The sequence below is a fragment of the Corallococcus exercitus genome, from assembly GCF_042231735.1.
GTDB classification, from domain to species: Bacteria; Myxococcota; Myxococcia; order Myxococcales; family Myxococcaceae; genus Corallococcus; species Corallococcus exercitus_B.
Genome location: NZ_CP102577.1, coordinates 9,089,719 through 9,108,196, shown reverse-complemented (window position 1 = coordinate 9,108,196; position 18,478 = coordinate 9,089,719). Strand labels below are relative to the sequence as shown.

General features: G+C 68.7%; 18 protein-coding genes. 16 read left to right on the top strand and 2 right to left on the bottom strand.

The annotated features are described in order from the left end of the window. Positions 1 to 51 precede the first annotated feature (51 nt). The 5 genes from NR792_RS36650 to NR792_RS36630 are packed head-to-tail and all read left to right on the top strand — an operon-like array spanning position 52 to position 4,568. On the top strand, positions 52 to 1,572 hold the full coding sequence (locus NR792_RS36650) for a baseplate J/gp47 family protein (protein WP_375757363.1): 1,521 nt from the start codon (positions 52 to 54) through the stop codon (positions 1,570 to 1,572). After that, entirely contained in the window at positions 1,572 to 2,120 is a 549-nt protein-coding gene (locus NR792_RS36645; protein ID WP_375757362.1) for a hypothetical protein, read from the top strand. The genes NR792_RS36650 and NR792_RS36645 overlap by 1 nt, the downstream gene beginning before the upstream one ends. Positions 2,121 to 2,130: 10 nt before the next feature. After that, the gene (locus tag NR792_RS36640; RefSeq protein ID WP_375757361.1) at positions 2,131 to 2,826 is read left to right on the top strand and encodes a hypothetical protein; all 696 of its coding nucleotides are present in this window, start codon (positions 2,131 to 2,133) and stop codon (positions 2,824 to 2,826) included. A 4-nt stretch (positions 2,827 to 2,830) separates the two neighbouring features. Further along, entirely contained in the window at positions 2,831 to 3,220 is a 390-nt protein-coding gene (locus NR792_RS36635) for a hypothetical protein (RefSeq protein ID WP_375757360.1), read from the top strand. Between the two features lie 10 nt (positions 3,221 to 3,230). Beyond that, complete coding sequence (locus NR792_RS36630) at positions 3,231 to 4,568, top strand: phage tail protein (protein WP_375757359.1); 1,338 nt, start codon at positions 3,231 to 3,233, stop codon at positions 4,566 to 4,568. Between the two features lies 1 nt (position 4,569). Here the strand turns inward: NR792_RS36630 and NR792_RS36625 are convergent, their stop codons facing one another. Continuing rightward, on the bottom strand, positions 4,570 to 5,487 hold the full coding sequence (locus NR792_RS36625; RefSeq protein WP_375757358.1) for a protein NO VEIN domain-containing protein: 918 nt from the start codon (positions 5,485 to 5,487) through the stop codon (positions 4,570 to 4,572). A gap of 154 nt (positions 5,488 to 5,641) precedes the next feature. Between NR792_RS36625 and NR792_RS36620 the strand changes: the two genes are divergently transcribed. Beyond that, positions 5,642 to 7,549: a hypothetical protein gene (locus tag NR792_RS36620; RefSeq protein WP_375757357.1), complete on the top strand. Its 1,908-nt coding sequence runs from the start codon at positions 5,642 to 5,644 to the stop codon at positions 7,547 to 7,549. Positions 7,550 to 7,714: 165 nt separating this feature from the next. Here NR792_RS36620 and NR792_RS36615 read toward each other — a convergent pair whose 3' ends face one another. Further along, positions 7,715 to 7,861 (bottom strand): hypothetical protein, encoded by a 147-nt coding sequence (locus NR792_RS36615; protein WP_375757356.1) that lies wholly within the window; start codon positions 7,859 to 7,861, stop codon positions 7,715 to 7,717. A 555-nt stretch (positions 7,862 to 8,416) separates the two neighbouring features. Between NR792_RS36615 and NR792_RS36610 the strand changes: the two genes are divergently transcribed. The 10 genes from NR792_RS36610 to NR792_RS36565 all read left to right on the top strand — a co-directional run bounded on the left by NR792_RS36610 (position 8,417) and on the right by NR792_RS36565 (position 18,447). After that, positions 8,417 to 9,184 (top strand): DUF2924 domain-containing protein, encoded by a 768-nt coding sequence (locus tag NR792_RS36610; protein ID WP_375757355.1) that lies wholly within the window; start codon positions 8,417 to 8,419, stop codon positions 9,182 to 9,184. A gap of 199 nt (positions 9,185 to 9,383) precedes the next feature. Continuing rightward, entirely contained in the window at positions 9,384 to 10,301 is a 918-nt protein-coding gene (locus NR792_RS36605; protein WP_375757354.1) for an amidoligase family protein, read from the top strand. A gap of 70 nt (positions 10,302 to 10,371) precedes the next feature. Further along, positions 10,372 to 10,857, top strand: coding sequence for a gamma-glutamylcyclotransferase (locus NR792_RS36600; RefSeq protein ID WP_375757353.1), 486 nt, complete (start codon positions 10,372 to 10,374; stop codon positions 10,855 to 10,857). After that, positions 10,854 to 11,252, top strand: a complete 399-nt coding sequence (locus NR792_RS36595; protein ID WP_375757352.1) for a gamma-glutamylcyclotransferase — start codon at positions 10,854 to 10,856, stop codon at positions 11,250 to 11,252. Before NR792_RS36600 ends, NR792_RS36595 begins: the two co-directional genes overlap by 4 nt. Beyond that, positions 11,249 to 11,491: a hypothetical protein gene (locus NR792_RS36590; protein WP_342379404.1), complete on the top strand. Its 243-nt coding sequence runs from the start codon at positions 11,249 to 11,251 to the stop codon at positions 11,489 to 11,491. The genes NR792_RS36595 and NR792_RS36590 overlap by 4 nt, the downstream gene beginning before the upstream one ends. A 151-nt stretch (positions 11,492 to 11,642) precedes the next feature. Next, the gene (locus NR792_RS36585; protein WP_342379403.1) at positions 11,643 to 11,882 is read left to right on the top strand and encodes a hypothetical protein; all 240 of its coding nucleotides are present in this window, start codon (positions 11,643 to 11,645) and stop codon (positions 11,880 to 11,882) included. Positions 11,883 to 12,165: 283 nt separating this feature from the next. Continuing rightward, complete coding sequence (locus tag NR792_RS36580; protein ID WP_375757351.1) at positions 12,166 to 12,468, top strand: hypothetical protein; 303 nt, start codon at positions 12,166 to 12,168, stop codon at positions 12,466 to 12,468. Between the two features lie 92 nt (positions 12,469 to 12,560). Continuing rightward, on the top strand, positions 12,561 to 13,844 hold the full coding sequence (locus tag NR792_RS36575; RefSeq protein WP_375757350.1) for a hypothetical protein: 1,284 nt from the start codon (positions 12,561 to 12,563) through the stop codon (positions 13,842 to 13,844). After that, positions 13,841 to 15,727, top strand: a complete 1,887-nt coding sequence (locus NR792_RS36570) for a hypothetical protein (protein ID WP_375757349.1) — start codon at positions 13,841 to 13,843, stop codon at positions 15,725 to 15,727. Before NR792_RS36575 ends, NR792_RS36570 begins: the two co-directional genes overlap by 4 nt. Continuing rightward, positions 15,724 to 18,447, top strand: coding sequence for a helicase-related protein (locus NR792_RS36565; RefSeq protein ID WP_375757348.1), 2,724 nt, complete (start codon positions 15,724 to 15,726; stop codon positions 18,445 to 18,447). The genes NR792_RS36570 and NR792_RS36565 overlap by 4 nt, the downstream gene beginning before the upstream one ends. Positions 18,448 to 18,478 lie beyond the last annotated feature (31 nt).

Here is an 18,478-nt window from a genome sequence, read left to right as displayed (position 1 = left end):
GTCCCCGAGCGCTGGCTCTCCAGGGCTTTGCCTCCCCGGAGGCATCTTGCCGTGGCCACGCTGCCGGAGTCCGTCGACTACACTGACAAGGATTTCGACGCCCTTCGGGCGCGGCTGATCGCGCTCATCAAGAGCGTGTTCCCGGACTGGACCGACTTCGACGTCGCGAGCTTCGGGAACCTGCTCGTCGAGCTCTACGCCTACGTCGGCGACGTCCTGACCTTCTACCAGGACAACCTCGCCCGCGAGTCCCGGCTCGTCACCGCCACCCAGCGCAAGAGCGTGATGGCCCTCGCGAAGATGCTCGGCTACCGCCTCCACGGCGCACAGGCCGCGACCGCCGATATCTGGCTTCAGCTCGCGCGCGTCCCCGTGGCCAGCGTCACCATTCCTGCCGGCACGGTGCTGCGCACGCAGGAGGTGACCGAACCCGTTCGGTTCCAGCTCCTTGCGCCAGCGGTCATCGCGCCGGGCACCGATCCGCCGCGCGTCCTCGCCGTCGTGGAAAACTCGAAGACGCACACGCAGCTCTTCGATGTCCGCGGGCTCGCCGACCTCGAGCTGCACCTCGACTTCGCGCCGTACCTCGACGGCTCGGCCATCGTGGCGACGCTGCAGGGGGCGTTCACCGAAGTCGACAGCTTCCTCGACTCGCGCCCGAACGACCGCCACTTCGTCGTCGCCGTCGACCAGAACGATCGCGCGACGCTTCGCTTCGGCAACGGCGTGAGCGGCATGCCCCCGAGCGGCACCGTCTCCGTCACCTACAAGACGGGCGGCGGCAGCGCGGGCAACGTCGATGCCGAGCGCATCGCCGTGATGGAGGGCGCCTTCAAGGACGCCTATGGCAACGCGGTGCAGGTCTCCGTGAAGAACCCCGCGCCCGCCTCAGGCGGCGCCGACCGGCAGACGGTGGCGTCGGCGAGGCTGCTCGCGCCGGAGAGCCTGCGCGCGCTCACGCGCACCGTCGCCCGCGAGGACTTCGAGATCAACGCGCGGCGGCTCTCCGGTGTCGCACGCGCGCTGATGCTCACCTCGAACGAGGACCCGACGATCGCCGAGAACACCGGCATCCTCTACGTCATCCCGCAGTCGCAGGCGCCCGGTGCGATGCCGACTCCCGCGCTGAAGAACCTCGTCCTGCACCAGGTGACAGAGGTGTACCCCTGCACGCTGACGTTCCAGGTCAGCGTGCAGGACCCTGTCTACAAGACCGTCGACATCGCCGCGCGCATCTTCCTGAAGCAGGGCTTCGCCGCGGGCGACGTGAGCGACCGCGTCCGCGCGAACCTCGCCGCGTACTTCCGCGTGAAGGAGCCGGACGGCACCCCGAACCCGCTCGTCGACTTCGGCTTCAACATCAAGGACGCCGAGGGCAACCCGGTCGGAGAGATCGCCTGGAGCGACCTCTTCAACGTCATCCGCGACACGCCCGGCGTGCGGAAGATAGGCGACGCGTGCCTCGACCTGACGCTCAACGGGCTGCCCGCCGACGTGCGGCTCACCGTGCGCGAGTTCCCGGTCCTCGGAGTCGTAACCCTTCGGAACGGCGATACCGGGGAACTGCTCTGATGGCGCTGCTCAACCCGAGCTTCGAGGACGCAGGGCTTCTTCCGGGAGAGGCCGAGCACTGGACGCTGACGGCGTCGACCAGCATCGAGGTGCTGGCCGGCTTCGGAACAGCCCCCGAGGACGCGTGGGAAGACTTCGAGCGCTGGTACGCGCTGCTCGCCTCCCTCGACGACGTGACGGTGGTACTCGCGTTCTTCGACAGCGCGATCAAGGGCTACGAGGAGTTCGAGAGCGGCTGGGCGAACGTCGTCTACCTCTATGAGTTCCCACCCGCTCAGCTCGTGACGGCGACCTTCGACAGCAACGACGTCGAAGACTGCGAGACCGGGTGGAGCAACGTCCCCTATGCACGCGACTGGTTCGGCGTCGTGAGCGTGACCGGCGTGTTCGACGGAGAGCCGTGCGAGGACTTCGAGGACCAGTGGCGCTCGAACCACCTCTACGCCTGGACGTGGGCTGCGGTGACGGCGAGCGTCGCGCTTTTCGACGCGGGCGCGCAGGCCGTCGAGGACTTCGAAAACGCGTGGACGCACACGACCACCCTGTGAAGGAGCAGGCATGGCAGAGGCAGACTGGACCTACTTGAACGACGGGCTCGACATCGCGACGGTGGATCGCGGCGTCACGGCGGGCATCGCGCGCCCACCGGGCGGCGGCAGCTTCCTCTATGCCTTCAACTCGCTCGCGGCCGTCGAGGGAGCGGTGGGCCTCTTCGCCAACCTCGAGAGCTTCGCGCCCATGGCCAAGGGCGGCTCGATTCGCGGCGTCGTGCAGCGCGGGCCGGGCGGCGGCCCCACGGGCTTCTCGCCGTTCCTGTTCCTCTGCTGCCAGGGCAACTCGGTCAACGACAGCGCGTACCTGCTCGGCCTCTCCGACGACGACCCGCACCGCATCGTGCTCAGCAAGGGCGCGGTCACCGTGGGCCTGCCCACTGCAGACGGGCCCGGCGTGCTGCTGAAGTCCGCGGCGTCCTTCGCGCAGGCGACGTGGCTGCACCTGCGGCTCGACGTCATCGTGAACACGAACGGCGACGTGGTGCTCAAGGTCTTCCAGAACGATCTCGCGCTGCACCCGCTCGGCACGCCGCTCGACTGGCAGCCGGTCTCCGGGATGGTCGAGTTCATCGACGATCACCTCGGCATCAACTCCGGCAGTCAGCCGCTTACCTCTGGGCGCGGCGGCTTCGGCTTCTCCGTGAAGGACGTCACGCGCCGCGCGTTCTTCGACCACCTCGAGCTGTTCCGGCAGGTGTGAGCCGATGGCGCTGACCGCGTTCACGAGCCGCCTCGGGCGGGGCCAGGGTCGCCTCCTCACGCCGACGGCGACCGGCGGCGACTACGCCTTCGTGCTCGGCGACGCGGAGCCCGGGCGCTTCTTCGAACTCGCGCCGGGGGACCACGCCGAGGTCACCCAGAGCACCGACCTCACGGGCGTCATGCTCGTGCGCGCGCTGCTGCGCCTGTCGGTGCCGGCGAGCACTCCGGCGGGGCTCGCGTGGGAGGCGAGCATCATGATCGACGGCACGAAGATCGCGAGGATGCGCGCCAAGCCTGGGCGCGAGCGCCTCGTCACGGATCTCGCGGCGAACGTCTCGAAGCTCTCGGGCGTGCACACGGTCGGCGTGCGGCTTGAGCTGGTGAGCGCATGAGGAGCGCACCGTGAGCACCGTCGCGCTTCCCGCGCTCTACGTCGACAGCGTCGCGCTCCTCGCGAGCACGCCGCGGCTCGTCCTCGTGAACCGCGACCCGAGTCCCGGCGAGACTGGCGTGCCCGTCGACGCTACGCTCGCGCTCGAGCTCGTCGATACCGGCCCCGATGGACTCCACCGGGCCAGCGCGCGCGTGTGGGTCGACGGCATCCTGGCATTCGAGGGTGGCGCTCTGACGGAGATCGTCCCGGCCTACGCGGGGCCGCTCGCCACCGTCGTGCAGACCGCAGACGCGCTGCGCGTCGTGCTCCATCCCGTCGTCCCGCTCGCGAGCCTGGCGACGGTCCACGTGCGCGTGCTCGCGCAGACGGTGGGAGGCGCGGCCTCGCTCGACGAGGTGTACTCGTTCTTCGTCGAGGACCGGACCGCGCCGCGAGTCGTCGGAGCCCAGGCACTCACGCAGAAGACGGTGCGCGTCGCCTTCGATGAGCCAGTGCTGGTTCCCGCCGGCGCGGCCTTCGCGCTCACGCCCAAGAGCGCGCCCGCCGTCCCTGTGGCCGTCGCCGCTGTGAACGTCGAGGCAAGCATCGTCCTGCTCACGCTCGACACCGAGATGACGCCCGACGTGCTCCATGAAGTCGTCGCCATCGGGGTGACGGACCTCTTCGGCAACGCGGTGCTCGGGCCCTACGACCGAGCGACGTTCACCGGCTTCCGGCCTGCGCATCCGCTGACGCGTCGCTTCGATCTTTGGCGCATGCTCCCGAAGCACAACCGGCGCGACGACCACACTGGCGACCTGTTCCGGTTCATCGCCTGCCTGCAGGAGGTCACCGACCTCCTCCTCGCCGATGTCGATCACTGGCCCGACATCTTCGACCTCGAGCGCGCGCCCGAGACGTTCGTGGACATCATTCTCCGCGACCTCGGCAACCCGTTTCCGTTCGAGCTCGACACGATGGGCAAGCGCCGGCTGGCGTCGGTCCTCGTCGAGATGTACCGGCAGAAGGGCACGGCGAAGGGCATCCAGAACGCCATCCGCTTCTTCCTCGGCATCGACATCTCGGCCATCACGCCGTTCAACGCCGACACGCTCCACCTCGGCGAGTCGGAGCTCGGCGTCGACTGGGTGCTCGGCCCCTCCGACCGCTTTGCACGGTACGCCTTCAACGTGGAGGTGGCCCGCATTCTCACGGTGCGCGAGCGCCAGCAGCTTCGGGCCATCGTCGAGTACCTCAAGCCGGCGCACACGCACTTCGTGGACCTCGTCGAGCCGCTCCCGCCCATCCTCCCGAACCACTGGGAACTGGGCCTCAGCGACCTGGGCGAGACGACGGCCCTGCACTGAGCTACGTCGCGGCGCTGATGCGTGCGGCAACGCGCTCCTCGATGACCAAGTGCCGCGAACCGTCTCCCGAGCCCCACGTCTTGGTCTCGTCGCTCCACGCGAACACAGTGACGAGCGGCGCATCCTCGCAACTCGTGACCACACACAACCTGTACGTGGCGCGATGCTCGTCGCTGGTCATCTTCCCATACTCGTTGGGCGTGACCTCTATGATGAAATCCTCCACATCCAGCGAGGTGCCCTTCACCTCGATTTTCAGATGTGCGCGACGGAGGCGCGCCTCCAGGTCCCAGCCGACGCGCTCCATCGAGACGTCATCAACGTCGTATCCCCGGTCAGCGAACCACTTGGCGGCGGCCTTCATCGCGGTCTGCTCGATGCGCAGACGGCGTTCGACGTCTTGCAGCTTCGGGGCAGACTTGGGCTTGGCGGATGAGGGGATGCGCCCGCCGGCTCCGATATACTTGAGGATAGGCGCTGCGGCGCCAGCGCCGGGGTACCAGACGTTCGACCGCCCCATGCCACCCTTGCCGCGCGGAACTTCGAAAACACGCTCGTCACGCTCGAGCAGCACCGCGTCCTTTGCGCGAACCAGGAACCACGGCGCCTTTCCGTCGGAGAACTCGCGACCCTTCGTCGCGACGGGAGCTTGAAACTCGCGGAAGACGGTTGCGTTGCGATACCACCCGACGATACGCATGCCGCCCTCTGTCGGGTGCGTGGCGACCCATGCGACCGTGACGCCGTCGAGTTCCTCGTCGTCAGCCGTGGCGCCCAACTTACCAAGGTTGATGCCAGCGCCCGTCGGCTGGACATAGCCGAAGTACTCGTTGCGAGCGCGCTTGAAGTTGAACACCTCTCCACCTTCCCCGTGCTCCTTCACCCACGCGCCACCGCCCGTTGGCGTGTCCTTGGCCATGACACCTTGGTAATGGTCCATCCAGGACGTGCGGCAAACGAGCAGAGGCGGCGACATAGCCCGATACTAACGACGCGGGGTCGGCTCTGTCCCCGAAGTTCGTGACCGGCGGCTTTGCCTCCCGGGAGGGCCCCGTGCCCGCCGAGGCAAGGACATGGCCGATCGCGTCGACTTCTACTTCCGCCAGCGCGTCACCGAGGCCGAGCTCGACCTCGCGTTCGCGTTGCTCGAGAAGGCAGACCGGGACCTCGCCGCCGACCTGAACATCTACGGCATCGTCTCCGGCGCCGTGCCCGCACCACACTCGCCCGTGCCCGACCTGACCATGGACCTCACGGCCCCGGGGCGCGCCTACGACAACCTCGGCCAGCGCATGTTCTTCGGCACGGGGCAGACGGTGGACTGCGCCGTCGACCTCGTGGGCATTCCGACCGACGTGGCCACCGTCGGCAACGAGCGGTGGCTCGGCATCTTCCTGCGCTTCAGGCGCCAGTTCTCGGACTCGCGCACGGACGGCAACTCCCAGCAGGTCTTCTTCCGTCGCGACGAGTCCTTCGAACTCGTGGTGCGCCAAGCTCCCGAAGGACCTGCGGGCCTTGCCCCCAAGCACGCGCTCCAGGCCGATGAGCTCCTCGTCTGCGACGTGCGCCGTCGCCCAGGACAGACGCAGATCCTCAGCACCGACATCGACCTCACCCGCCGCCAAGCCTTCATCTTCGCCCAGGGCACCGCGGTGGCCGTGCAGACAGGGACCTGGACCATCCTCAGTCCCCTCGGCAACACCGTGCAGAGCGCGCTGGACGAAGTCGACGCCGAGTTGCACGACCACTTCACCGGCTCTGCACGGCGGCATCCGGCAAGCGCTCTGGACTACACCCCGCACGGGTTCATCAACTCGAAGGATGTCCAATCCGCTCTCGACGAACTCGTCGACGGATTGAGCGACACGAAAGAGGGTTCCCCCGGAGCCTCACTCGTCGGCGCGGATGCGGCTCCAGGTACACCGAATGCGCTCCCACCGGGAACCGTCGACCTGCAGCTCTCTCAGCTCCTCGGGTTCCTCAACACCCACGTGGGGGCCTCCTCCGGCGCTCATCACGCCAGTGCCATCGCGGCCACCGCGCACAGCTACATCGGCGCGGCCAACGTCCAGTCGCAGTTGCAGGAGATCGTCTCTGACCTCGCAACAACCACCTCGGGTTCCTCCGGTGCCTCCCGCATCGGCGCGGATGCTGTCACAGGCTCACCGAATCCCCTGGCCGCCGGCACTGTCCGCGACCAACTTGCCGCGCTCCTGGGGTTCCTCAACAGCCACCTCAACCAGGCCTCCGGAGCGCACCCGGCCTCAGCTATTTCCGTCACGGATACGGGCAACAACCTCAACGCCGCGAACGTTGAGGCTGCCCTCGCGGAAGTGAGCGACGCCTTCGAGGCAGACCACTTCCGCGGGAACGAGACGAACAGCGGTCAGCACCGCACGATTCGCCAGCCGAACTTCGGTGGCTCGCGGGCGCTCCTCTGGGATGCACTCGGTGTCGGGGCACCTGGCACGCGGCTGCGCGTCTACTCCGATTCCGACTTCGTCTGGTTCACACTGAACGCCGCCTGGAATGGCAGCGCCTGGGCTCGGGATACCACCAGCGTCTCCTCGGGAGGTTTCCGCTTCTCGCGGGATGAGATCGAGTTCCTCCACGAGAACGGCCTCGCCGCCACCTTCACCTCCTGGACACGCACGTGGCGGCTTCCCATGAGTGGCAGCACCAACTCCGCCTTCGAGCTGACGGGCAGCGTGCAGGAGGTGGGGCGACTCGGGCTGGAGTTCTCCAACAGCGACACGGCCGCCCATAGCAACATGGCCGGAGGCAGTTCGGTAACGTTCCGCAACCGCTTCCCGGCGACGCCTTCGTCCATCACCCTCTCGCCCTGGGCCACCAGCGGCGGCTTCGCGGGTAACCCCACCCTCTTTCTGCCGGATCGCGACGGGTTCGCATTCTACAGCTTCCAGGATGTGCAAGCGCTTGGAACAGCGTACTGGTTCGGCACCTACACAGCCCTCGTGTGAGACCCCATGCCGCTCCAAGAGGTAAACGAGACCGACGTGCTCCAGCGCTGCGCCAAGTGCAGCAGCCTCAACCTCATCGCGCTCGACAGCCTGGGGGTCGGTGTCCAACGTGAGGGGCACGTGGATGGACGCATTGTGCTGATCCCCCCGTGCCCTTCCTGCAGCTCAAGCGAGTTCCTCGTCCGCACGCCTGATGAGGAGCTTGAGCACCCAGCACCCGGCAGCTTCGGCCACCTGCACCGGCTGCTCGTAGACCATGTACACGCGCGACTGGTCCGCATGGGGCGAGTCATTCCCTCGCTCCAGAGTCACCCCGTGGAGCACCTCGTCGCAAAGACACTGGCGGGGACGACCCTCGAGCGATGGTTCCCCTCAGGCCTGAAGCTGGCATCTCCCGAGGAACTGCGCGAGCGCCCGCCGCCCCAGGGCCAGTAGAAGAGCTGAGCCAGCAGAAATCCCCAGCCTCCCCCCTCTACCGCTCCAGGAGCCAGCCCCACGCGCTGCTCAGCTCCTGGCTCGGCACCTTGATTCCCTCGCTGCATACCAGGTGGACCAGGTGGCCACCTCACTCCACTCGGAGTAATCGCAGCAGCCAGAGCGCGGCGCTTCTCGCAGAGAGCGAAGGCCCCGCTCTGAATGACTTGCTATGGGCGCGCACCAGAGCCTGTATGTCCCTCGCGCGCAGCCACTGAGCGCGCGGGAGACGATGACTCCGTGAGCTGACGAGGCCTTCCTCGCCCCTTCCCAGAGCCTTCGCCCGCCCAGTCAACCACTGCTCGCCCCACGTCGGGGCATACCCCACGCGACTGCCCGGGCCAGGCCGCGTGAGGGCACACGTGTACCCGCAGCCCGAAAGGAGATGTCACCATGTCCACCCACGCACGCACCTCCCACCCGAGCCTTCAGAAGCTGCGCCTGCCCGAGTTGCAGGCCCGCTACCGCGAGGTGGTCGGCGAGGCCACCCGCAGCCCCAACCGCACCTGGCTCATCCGCCGCATCGAGGAGGCGCTCGCCGCCCGCGGGCGCCCCCAACCCAAGGAGAAGGAACAGGCGCCGGGCAAGTCCGGCAGGGGCCCCAAGGGCCGCACCAAGGCGCAGAAGAAGGAGGAGCAGGCCGAAGCCCCGGCGCCTGAGAGCAGCACGCCCAAGGCGGACGAGGCGCCCCAGAACGCCACCCCGGCGCCCGCCAGCCCCACCCCCAAGAGCGCTCCTACGGTGGGCGCCTCGGCCGAGCCAGCGAACAACGAGGGGCCGCCGGCTGCCAAGCCTCCCCGCGGGCGCTTCGCGGCGATGACGGTCGAGCAGCTCCAGGCCAAGTACCTCGAGGTCGTCGGGCGCCAGACGGGCAGCGACGACCGCCGCTACCTCATCTGGAAGATCCGCGAGGCTGAGAAGGGCCGCATCAACATCGGGTCCCGCAAGACGCGCGCACGCGGCGGCGAGCCGCTCGACGTGAAGATCCTCCCGCTGCGGCTCGAGGCCGAAGTCGCCGACAAGATGGACGAGGCGTGGCGCTCGCGGGGCATCAAGAACCGCATGGAGTTCTTCCGGGGGGCCATCGGCCACTACCTCGCGCATCTCGGTGCGCACGACGCGGCCGCGCTCTTCGCGAACGCGGGCGCCACGGGCTCGTGAACGCGGGCGGAATCGGAGGGGCGTCGGCAGGCCTACAACCGCCTCCGGCGCCCCATGTCCGCGGAATCTCGCGACTATTCCAACCGCCTGAAAACACACGAGAAATCGACGTTTTTGACCTTGCTAGGGGCGCGAACCGAAGCCTGTATGTCCCTCGAGACGGGCACGGAGCCCCGCGCAGAACGCGAGGACGACGACGATGAAGACGCTGCGATTCGGGATCGAGATCGAGACGGTGGGCCTGGGCCGCGCGGGGCTCGCCCGGGCGATCCACAGCGTGGTGGGCGGCACCGTCTCGGACGAGTACCGGGGCGCGCGCATCCTCGACGCGCGCAGGCGCACCTGGCGGGTGGTGCCGGACGGCTCGCTGAGCGGCGGCGAGAACAGTGGGGAGATCGTCTCGCCGGTCCTCGGCTACGACGACATCGAGGAGTTGCAGAACGTCATCCGCGCGGTGCGCGGGGCCGGCGGGCGCGCCGACGCGAGCTGCGGGATTCACATCCACATCGACGGCAGCCGCTTCGACGCCAAGAGCGTCACGAACTTGGTGAAGCTGGTGCACAAGCAGGAGCGCCTCCTCGAGCACGCGCTCGGGGTGAGCGAGTCGCGCCTCGCGCGCTACTGCCGCCCGATCGACGCGGGGTTCATTCAGCGCCTCGAAGCGCGTCGCCCGAAGACGATGCAGGAGGTGAGCGACGCCTGGTACGGGTACCGGAACACGAGCCCGCAGCGCTACGACCAGAGCCGCTACCACGGGCTCAACCTCAACAGCCTCTTCTTCCGCGGCACGATTGAGCTTCGCTACTTCAACGGCACCCTGCATGCCGGCGAGGTGAAGGCGTACCTCCAGCTCGCCCTCGCGATGGCCGCCAAGGCGCTCGCGTCGAAGGCGGCGTCGAGCAAGCGCCGCGAGTTCAACCCGGCCACCGCGAAGTACGACTTCCGGGTGGTGCTCCTGCACCTCGGGCTGATCGGCGACGAGTTCAAGACGGCGCGCCTGCATCTCACTAAGAAGCTCGCGGGCTCGGCGGCATGGAAGGGCGAGCGCCGCGACCGCCGCCCGGCAGAGGCCGCGATGCCGGAGAGGGAGGAGGCTGGCGATGCCCGAGCGGCGTGAACGACGACCGGGACCCAGCACCGGACCGCGAGCCGGCACTGGACGGGGAGGCCAGCGGAAGCGATGGATGATGATTACGGGCGCTTGCCCGAAGCGAGATGAGAAGATGGGACAGGTGCTCTACTTCGCCTATGGCTCCAACCTCGACGACGACCAGATGCGGGCGCGCTGCGCGAGCGCGCGCGTCGTTGCGCGGGCGGTGCTGCCGAACCACGCGCTGGCCTTCGGGGGCTTCAGCCACCGCTGGGGCGGCGCCGTCGCCAGCGTCGTGCGCGCGAAGGGCGCACGCGTCGAGGGACTCCTCTACGAGCTCGGCGACGTCGACCTCCGCGCGCTGGATCGCTTCGAGGGGCACCCGTTCGCCTACGAACGCGTGGTGCGGCTGGTGCTCGACGAGCACGGGCGCCGCCGCCGTGCGCTGACGTACCTGCAGCCCGAGGACGGTTTCGAAGCGTGGGCGCCACCGCAGGGCTACTTCGGCGTTCTGTGGCGCGCGTACGGGCGCCTGGGCTTCGACTTCGCGTCCCTGGCGCGCGCAGCAGGGGTGTCGACGTGAGCGCGCCCAGAGGCCAGCGCGGCGCGCCCGTGCGCGTCTTCGTCTACGGCACGCTCCTCGCCGGAGAGCCGAATCACCGCGTCCTGGCCAGCGCGCGGCTGGTCGCGAAGGCATGCACCGAGCCCGCGTTCGAGCTGCGCGATCTCGGCCCGTTCCCTGGGCTCGTGCGGGGCGGGACGCATGCCGTCGCCGGCGAGGTGTACGAGGTCGACGCGCCGACGCTCGCGGCCCTCGATCGACTCGAAGGCCACCCACGCTTCTACCGCCGCACGCTCATCGCGCTTGACGACGGCGCGCTCGTCGAGACCTACCTTCTCACGCCCGAGCAGGTCGAAGGTCGTCCCGTCATAGTCTCGGGCAACTGGCTCTCGCGCCGAAAGGAGACCGCAGCATGAAGATCGTGATGAGAGACGGGCGCGTGTTCCAAGGCACCGCCCTGCAGATCGTGAAGGCGATGCAGGACATGGCGTTCGGCGTCGAGGACTTCACGGTGCCGAAGTACATCGAGTGGGTCGTCGCCAACGCGCGCAAGTTCGAGGAGGTCGAGCTCAACGTGAAGGGCGAGACCGACGAGGAGCTGGCGGCGTCGCTCGTCTCCGAGATGCTCCGCACCGGGCTCACGGCGAAGGGGTAGACAACAGGCCTCCAAGCCCGAACGTGGCGGAATCGCGCGCGTCTTCCGCGCCGTCGAGAATCGACCGCGGCGGCCTTGCTATGGCTCAGAACCGAAGCCTGTATGTCCCTCGCGACGGGCAACGCCGCCCGCGCAGGACGCGAGGACGACGATGAAGATCAAGAGCACCACCGCCTTCCGGGCCTACGCCAACGCGCGCGCGGGCCGCGCCAACGCCGCCAAGAGCTTCATGGTGAAGTCGGTGAACAAGGACGGCTCGATCAGCCGGATGGCGCCTACCAAGCTGTCCTGGCAGCTCGACGCGTTCGCGACCGCCGAGGAGGCCGAGGCGCGCCGCGCGGAGCTCGAGCGCCTCAACCCCGGCAGCCGCTTCGCGGTCGTCGCGCTGTAGCGCGCGCCGCTGGCTCGACGGTGGCCCACGTGGCCGCGTCGCGAAGCCCCGGGCCACAAGCCCCGTGAAGCGCCGTGGGCGCGCCCTGGCCCAACGTCGGCGGCGCAGCCGAGGCGTGTAGGCGGCAGGCCTCCAAGCCCCAAGGGCGCAGAACCGCGCGCCTATTCCAAGCGCCTGAAAGACATCACAATTCGACCCCCCTTGGCCTTGCTAGGCGTCGAAACCGAAGCCTGTATGTCCCTCGCGATGGGCACGAAGCCCCCTGCAGAACGCGAGGACGACGATGAGCACGACGACGAAGAACACGCAGGCGACGAAGACGGTGAGCCAGGGCGAGAGCCGCTACGGTAGCCCAGAGCCGCAGATCGAGATCCGGCTCCCGAAGGGGACGAGCCACCGCCTCGTGAGCGCCGCCCTCCACAAGCTCGCCGCCAAGGTCGAGCTGGCCACGCCCGAGTGCGAGCGGTGGATCGTCCAGACCGAGAACTTCTACGACGCCCGCGGCCGCGTGTACCTCGAGCTCGCTGACGCGACGGCCGCCGAGGCCAAGCGAGGGATGGCGATGCTCAAGAAGCTGGTGGGGTGACCGTGCACGAACCGCGCAAGTAGTGGATTCGGTTGAGGTCGCTCGGCCGGTATGATGGATCGCCTCGCGTGTGAGACGTAGGGTACAACCCCATGAGCGACACCGCCACGTACTGGTTCTCTCCCGCGCCGAGTGAGGTCACGTCCTCGCGGATCTCGCTCGACTTCGACTTGCGCGCGGCCGACCTGTTCTTCCGCGAGCTCGTAGTGCCCGAACTCGGTCGCATCTGGTTCGCGCGGCAGCTCTCGTGGCCCCTGGCCGCGCTCGCGCTCCACGAGGAGCTTGCGAGCCACGGCTCGAACGCGCCGAAGCCCACCGCCATCTGCCACGGCATCGAGGCGCTCGGCTGCAAGCTGGAGTACCTCGTCGATCCGCAAGACCCGTCGCCGCGCATCCTCGGGCGGCGCGCGTTCGGTCGTGACGCCAAGCGGGAGGTGTGGTCGTTCCATCGGCTTCGCCAGGCGGCGAACTACGTGCGGAATACGCACCGGCAGGCCGCGACGCGCGCGGTCCGCGTCGACGGTGGGCTCGGCTTCGCGCGCGGCTCGCGCTTCGATCTCCTCGAGCTGGAGCCGGTCGGGCGCGCGCTCGCCAACGCCTTCCTCGACCAGCGTGTCGGCAAGGGCGGGACGAGCCTCCGCAAGTGGTTGCTCGGGTGGCTTGAGGGCGACCGGGAGATCTCCGGCTGGCCCAAGACCCTGCTGCAAGCGCTCTCACCAGAACACGCCACCGACGAGGAGCGCGCGCTGGTCCGTTCACGACTCCTGGGAACGTCGACGCCGGCCAGCGAGAAGCGGCAATGGCTGGCCCGCGCTGTCGGGCACGCGGCCGACATGCCGGAAATCGAGGGGGCCGTCGTTGTTCGCCTGCGCGAGGACGGTCATCGTGATCAGGCTAACCAGGTCATCGCCGCGCGCGCCTTCGGCGCCGTGCTCGACCGAACCCGCGACGCGGTCGCGAGCCTGACCCGAGCGATCGAGCCCGGACGCGGCGGTGTGAAGCTCGCCACCCTGGCCACCGACTCAGGCCTCAAGCGGTCCTTCAAGGACCTGCGCTCGGCCGCGAAGAGCTACCTGGAGAAGGCGAACACCGCCAAGGTGAGCGAGCCGACGAGCCGCGCCTTCGCCGATGCAGTCACTGCCGCCGATGACAGCGAGGCCATCAGGCTGCTAGTTAGTCGCGCTGGCGAGGTGCTCGGACTCGCCGACGGCTCCGTCGTCCGAGGCCCCCTGTTCCGTGTCGTCGATGCCGCCGATGGGGCCGATGACCTCGAGGACGGCGCGGCGAGCATCGAGCCCGATCGGACGGGCCGAACGTTCCGCATCGCGAACCTTCATTCGCTCCTGCGTGACGTCGACCAGCGAGGTGCGCGATGAGCGCCGAGACGCTGCTCGACGTCTTCGTGCCGCCTGAGGGCATGGTCGGACACAGCGCGTCCCTCGTCGCCATGACCGGAGCCGAGGATTTCCTCGAGGACGCCGTGCAGCGCTTCACGGGGCTTCGGGCGCGACAGCGCGCCGAACTGGGGAACGTGCTCGTGTACCTCATGCTCGACGGGCACTCGTCGTCATCGCGGCAAGAGGTCTTCCCACCAGGACGCATCCCCGGCCTACACGAGTTCCAACCCCGCTCGGTCGATCCCGGTTCGCTCCTGCACGCGAAGGTCGCGCTGCTCGCGTTCGCCCCGAACCGCACTGGCGCGCCGGTCCACCTTCGCCTCGCGGTGCTCACGGCCAACTTCACGTACACCTCCGCGCGGCAGCAGCTCGAGCTGGTATGGGTCGTCGACGTGCCGCTCGACGGCATCGCGCGCCCCGAGGACCGCGCAGACGTTGCGGCCGCGGGCGCGTTCGTGGAGACGCTCCTGGCTCAACGCTTCCACCGTGATGAGCAGAGCCTCGCGCCGAGGGACCGCAAGCTGACGTCGCGGCTCGGCGTCCTCCTTGCGGCAGCTTCATCCCTCGCGACGAATCGGAAGCCCCGCCTCATCCACTCGCTCGACCGCCCGCTCTACGACCAGATTCGAGAGCGTTTCCGCAGCGCGATCGACAAGCCGAGGAACTTCCTTCTCTGCGGCTCCGGATTCTACGAGGAGCCGTCCGGCAAGGCGCGCAAGCCCGCGGTCTTTGGCAAGCTGGAGGATCTCGGCGTGTTCACGCCGAAGCCCTACCGCGTGGCGCTCGTGGAGCCCGGTGAAGCTGGCGCGGTCGCCGACTGGGCGCGAGCGGGCGAAACGGGCGGTTGGGAGGTCGTTCGCCCCTTCGACGCCCTCGATCACAACCGGCGCCTCCACGCGAAGTTCGTATACGCGGGCTACCTCCGTGACGGGCACGCAAGCAACGGCTGGCTCTACCTCGGCTCCGGCAACCTCTCTCGCAGGGGCATCCTCACCCACGGCGGCATGCCCGAGGGGAACGTGGAGACCGGCGTCGTCTTCGAGGTCGCTGAACGCTTCGCACCAGAAGACCTCGAGCGCTGCCTGTTCTGGGCGCAGGACCATGCCAAAGCGGTCGACGAAGGCGATTGGGCAGTTGGGCAGGTTGGTGATGCGCCCGACGCGCAGCCCATCTTGCAAACCCCGCCGATCCTCTCAGCGAATATCGAGACCATGCCGACCCGCCGCCTGCGCTTGCTCTGGCGCGAGGACGCCGCCTTCGCTCGTGTGAGCATCTCGTGGACGGGGCGCGACTGGTTCGACGTGCAGCGAGCGGACGACGTCCCGCTGAAGGACGACGAGAACCCGACCGCTCTCCATGTGCGTGACGAGAGCGACCGCAAGTGGGTCGTGCCCGTCGTGGATTCGGCCGGTCGGGTCGGCTGGCAACCGCCGCGCTTCGACACGTACACCGACGCGCTCGCGGCACTACTCGATTTCCCGATCCGCCCTGCAGAGGCCACCGACGACGACGACGACGGCGATGACAGCGACGACGGCGGCGCCAAGGGACCAGGCACCGGCGAGACGATCGAGCAGGAGAAGAGCTACGCGTTGCACGCCGCCGCCGAGCTCGTCGAGAAGGTGGCCGCCCTGCAGGCGGCGCTGCCCGAGTCGATGCTCGACGACTGGCTCGATCACCTCGACCGGATGTTCCGTGCCTCATTTCCCGAAGCACTCATTGCGACCTGGCGCACGCACCGGCTCGACATCTTCGCGCACCTCCGGGAGCCAGAGCTTCGCTCGCCGCACCTGACCGACAAGCAGCGAGCCAGGTACTTCGAGGTGCTCGACGGCGCTGCCCGCGCGTGGGGGCTGCGATGAGCTTCTCGTGGGCACGAGCGGCTACCGCGCTTCGGAAGCTCGTCGGGGAGGACGCCGCCAAGCCGTGGCAGGAGCAGCATCTCGACGAGGGCCAGCGGGCCTCGCTCACGTGGATGGCCGAGCGTCTGCCGCAGAGCGGTGTCGTGCTCGCTGACGAGGTCGGCACCGGCAAGACGCGCATCGCATGCGCCATGGTTCACGCAGTTCTTGATGCCGGCGGGCGCGCAGCCGTCGTCGTCCCGCACGGGCTCATGCACCAGTGGATCGCGGAGTCGCGAAAGCTCTGTGCAACCAGCCCGGCGCCGAAGGAACTCACGACGTTCACGGAGTTCCTGCGGGAAGTGTCGCCGAATGAGGCTTCGTGGAAGGACCTCAGCCCGCGTCCCGACGAGTCCGAGTGGTGGCTCATCTCCCACGGATTCCGCGCGCCGCTGGTCCGCAGCAACTCCTACGTCTGGCGTGCGGCGCTGCCCGCGTTCGTCGAGCTGCATCTCGCATCGCGCTCCGAGCGCGAAGACGGGCGGACGCGGATCGGCAAACTCCAGCGCGAGATCGAGAACGCCCGTGCCTCGTGGTGGGGCTGGAACGGCATGGCGCGCATCGCGAGCGAGGTCGCGCCGCGCGTTCGCGGGCGTCGAGACCTGCGCAAGCGCATCGAGGCGCTGCCTCCGCTCAACGTGTCGAGCTGGAACAACGACGCGCTCCTCGCGCAGTTCGGCAACGGCGGCGACGGGCGTCCGCTGACCGAGGAGCTGCTGGGTCTGTGGCTCGGCGAGTTCGATCTGCTCGTCATCGACGAGGCCCACAAGAGCCGAGGCGAGGTGGACGCCGAGGACACGGCCCTGGGCGCGGCGTCGGGCACGGTACTCGCGCGTCTGGTCGATGCGCTCTTGAAGCAGCCCGAGAACGGCCGCCGGCTGTGCCTCACGGCGACGCCGATGGAACTCGAGCTGTCGCAGTGGCTCGACCTCCTTGGTCGCGCGCGCAGCGGTCTCGACCAGGAGCGAGGGCGACAGGTGGTGAAGCGCCTGCATGACGCGGCATCTCGCGCCGCCGTTGCCCCCGATGAAGGGAGCCGCCTCGACGAGCTCTGCGCAGCCGCGAGGGACTTCACCAAGACGCTGGCTTCACACGTGACGCGGCGGCGGCGTGACGAGGACCCGCTCGTCACGAGCTTCCGCAAGGGCGCGGCGCTGCCCGAGGGGCTGCCGCATCCGCATCGACGCCTTCGGCGCGTGCAGATCGGGTGGACGGAGACGGTCGGCCAGAACTCGCCCTGGCTCGACGTCCTCTTCGCGGCCGAGTGCATGAGCCAGAGCGCTCGGGGGCTGACGTTGAAGGACACCGCGGAGTGGCCGCGCGCGGTGCGCGACGCATACACGAAGCTGTCGGCGGGGCACGTTAGCATCGACCTGTCCGAGACGAGCGAGCCGCTTCGCGTCCCCGAGCCCGGCGTCGTCGACGATCACACGCGAGGCAAGATCGCCCGCGCTGCCTACTGGTATCGCCGGCTTCGCGATGACCGCAAGCGTGTACTCGAAGGGCTGCCGCCCGTGAACGGCGCCGAGCTCGATCCAGACGCCGAGCATCCGCGCATTCTCGCTGCCGTGAGGGAGATCGAGGGCTGGACGCTAAGGCGCGAGAAGGTGCTGGTGTTCGGTGTCTTCCTGCGTCCGCTTCGACTCCTGCGCGACGTGCTCAACGTGCGCCACGCGCTACGCGCTGCCGATGCGCGCAGGCCGATCGCGCACGCTGTTCACACCGACGCCGCACTGCTCGGCATCGCGTTGCGCCAGCTCGATCGTCTGCGCGCGGAAGGCGTGCTCACCGGCCGTCTTTCATCGGGCAACGGCGCAGAGATGCGCCGCGCACTTGCCGACAGCCAGAAGGCCTACGAACGCCTGCGGGACAGGGTGCGCCGGCGCGCGAAGAAGGCGGTCGTCGCGTGGCGGATCGACCCGTTGCTCCTCGGCGGTGCGCCGGTCGACCGCGAGCTCGAAGGCGCGCTCGAAGACCACCTCGTCTCGTTCGTTCTCGACGACTTCCTCGCGACGACGTCGGAGTCCGACGAGGTCACGGACGAGCGTTTCGAGGCGCTCACCACCGAGTTCGTTGAAGAGCGCCTACGTCCGCTGCTCGGCGAGCTGGGCAGCGAGGACGTCGACGAGGAGCAGGCCGTACTCCGTCAGGAGTCGCTGAGGGCTCTCCTCGAGGACGACGACGGTCGCCAGAGCCTTCACGCACGCCTCCTTCAGGGGGCCACGCGATGGGAGACCCGGCGATACCTCCAGGCCGCGTTCAACCGTCCCGGCGCCTCGCCGTGGGTCCTCATCGCGCAGAGCCAGGTCGGCCGCGAGGGCCTCAACCTTCACGAGTCCTGTCGGGTGGTCGTGCAGTTCCACGCCGAGTGGAACCCCGCCGTCCTCGAGCAGCAGATCGGACGTGTGGATCGGAAGGGCAGCCTCTGGGAGCAGTGCGCTCAGACGTGGCTCTCCGATGGAGCCAATGGTGAACCGCCCTTCGTCGAGGTCCGGCAGCTCGTCTTCGAGGGCACCTACGACGCGTTCCAGTGGGACCGAGTCATGCGCCGGCAGCACGTCTTCGACGCGAGCCTCTTCGGCTCGCTCCTTCCTGCCGATGCGTGGGATCGAGTGCCCGAGGGTCGGCTGACGGAACTGCTCGCCGCCGCGCCGGCGTTCCGCCCGCCTCGAGCCGAATAGCCGCTTTGACGCGGAAGCGGCTATTCGCTCC